Annotated in this window: 2 protein-coding genes and 1 pseudogene; 2 read left to right on the top strand and 1 reads right to left on the bottom strand. The window is 60.7% G+C overall.

Going from position 1 to position 2197, the window contains the following annotated elements:
- Positions 1–191: 191 nt before the first annotated feature.
- The gene (locus EN993_RS35030) at positions 192–1019 is read right to left on the bottom strand and encodes a cell envelope integrity EipB family protein (RefSeq protein WP_109669059.1); all 828 of its coding nucleotides are present in this window, start codon (positions 1017–1019) and stop codon (positions 192–194) included.
- Between the two features lie 138 nt (positions 1020–1157).
- Between EN993_RS35030 and EN993_RS35025 the strand changes: the two genes are divergently transcribed.
- Positions 1158–1622, top strand: coding sequence for a RidA family protein (locus EN993_RS35025; RefSeq protein WP_109669061.1), 465 nt, complete (start codon positions 1158–1160; stop codon positions 1620–1622).
- Between the two features lie 14 nt (positions 1623–1636).
- Positions 1637–2197: pseudogene (locus EN993_RS35020) on the top strand (glycerophosphodiester phosphodiesterase); the annotation flags it as partial.

The following is a 2197-nucleotide window of genomic DNA, read 5'->3' as shown; positions in this document are numbered from 1 at the left end:
CCGGTTGACGGATGTCATGGCTCTGATCAGTGCCGGGTTGGGCCGCGGCGCCACGAAGACATCGATCTTGCTCAAGCTGCTCCCCCTTGCGCCTGGACGCTGGGATAGAGGTTGAGAGACGATTGCGGCACGTTCAAGTCGTTCGACACGGCCACGCCGTGCCGAGGTTAATCAACCGGCCGGATGAAGCCCTATTTTGCCGGGCAGGGTTTCGTCTGGTCGAACAGCGACAGGTTGACCAGCTTGCCGGTCATCGAGAAGTCGCCATAGTCCATGACGAGATCGCGGGTGATGCCGTTCTCATGCAGCTTGAAGCTGATGCGGTATTCCGGCACCTCTTCGCCTGTCTTGTCGGTGTCGTCGAAATAGGCGATGTCGACCGGCCAGTATTTGTCGGTGGCGAGCTTCGCCAGTGCCGGAGCCTCCGGGTCGGCCTTGTCGGAATTGGTTTTCTTGCCGACGACGACGGTGGTGGTCATCACCTTGTTGGCGTCTTCGGAACCGTCGAACAGGTTGGTTTCGTAGAAGTTCTCGCCCTTTTCGGCCTTGCCGATCAGTTCGACTAGGTGCTGGGTCGGGAATTGGGTGCTCGCCAGCTCGACGCTGTTCTTTTCAGGCTTGTCGATATCGACCTTCAGGCCCTTGGTCTCTTTCGTGGCGACGCCCTTGACCTCCTTGTCGAGGTTCTGGTCGACGAAGGATTTCGTCACGAATGAAAACGTCTTGCCTTCAGCGTCCTCGAAAGTGGTCGTCTGCTGATCCGTCAGCCTAGTGTTGTCGGCAGTGACGATCTGGGTGACGAAGCGGAATTTCACCGTATAGCCTTCGCAGGCCGAGCCGTTGAACTCATAGACCATGCGGCCGGATATGCCTGTGATGCCGGACTGATCGGACGCCTTCTTGAGGGTAAGGTCGTAAACGGCGCGGTGGGCTTGCAGCGCCGGCACGGCAAAGGCTGGGCCTATCGAGAAGACCCCCGACAACAGGACGGCATGGAATGCAAGGCGCGTTGCGCGCATGAGGTACTCCGATCGTCGCGGCTAATGGCAAGCCGCAGGGAAAGATGGTCCAGCTTAAAAAAAGTCGTGGCGGAAGCGAGGCAAAAATAGCAATTTCGGCCCGGCCCGCGCGGCGTCACCAAGCAATAGGGAAATACCATGAGTGAAACAATCGAAAAGCGGCTAAGCGATCTGGGCGTGGCGCTTCCTGTCGCCGCCGCGCCCGCCGCCAACTACGTGCCCTATTGCAGGACCGGCAATTTGCTGTTCACCGCCGGCCAATTGCCGCTCAAGGACGGCAAGCTGCAGGCGAGCGGGCTGCTTGGCCGCGATGTCGACACGGCAGGCGGCAAGGACGCCGCAAAGTACTGCGCGATCAACATCCTGGCGCAGGCCAAGGCAGCGCTCGGCGACCTCGAGAAGATCCGCCGGCTGGTGAAGATCACCGTTTTCGTCGCCTCGACACCTGAGTTTGTCGAGCAGCATCTGGTTGCCAACGGCGCCTCAGACTTCCTGGTCGCGGCACTTGGCGAGCGCGGCAAGCATGCCCGTTCCGCTGTCGGCACGGCCTGCCTGCCGCTTAATGCCGCAGTGGAAATCGAAGCCATCTTCGAAGTCGAATGAGCCAGGGGACGATCATGACCGACATATCCTGGCTGACCGCCCGGCCCGTCGCCCATCGCGGCTTTCACGACATGAACAAGACGCGCTGGGAAAACACGCTTTCCGCTTTCACGGCGGCGGCCGAGCGCGGCTATGCGATCGAATGCGACGTGCACCTGTCGTCGGATGGCGTTCCCGTGATCATTCATGATGACGATTTGCAAAGGCTGACCGGCCAGGACGGTTTCGTCTGGCAACGCACCGCGGCGGAACTTACGGCGCTCAAGGTCGGCGGCACATCGGACCACCTGCCGACGCTGCAGGAAGCGCTCGACCTGATTGACGGCCGCGTGCCTATGGTTGTCGAGCTGAAAGGGATTCCCGGTCGTGACGAAGGCCTGGTGGCCAGCGTCGGCAAGATGCTCAAGCGCTACAAGGGCAAAGCCGCGATCATGTCGTTCGACCATTGGCTGATCCGCGATTTCCCGAAACACGCGCCGGGCATTCCGGGCGGACTGACCGCCTACGGCAAGGACGTCAAGCTGATCGAGGCGCATTTCCCATGCTGGCGCACGAGATCGCCTTCACTTCGTACG

Source organism: Mesorhizobium sp. M7D.F.Ca.US.004.01.2.1 (assembly GCF_003997785.1).
In the GTDB taxonomy this organism is placed as follows: Bacteria; Pseudomonadota; Alphaproteobacteria; order Rhizobiales; family Rhizobiaceae; genus Mesorhizobium; species Mesorhizobium loti.
Note: the sequence above shows the minus strand (reverse complement) of the source record. Positions and strands in the feature narration are given on the sequence as shown.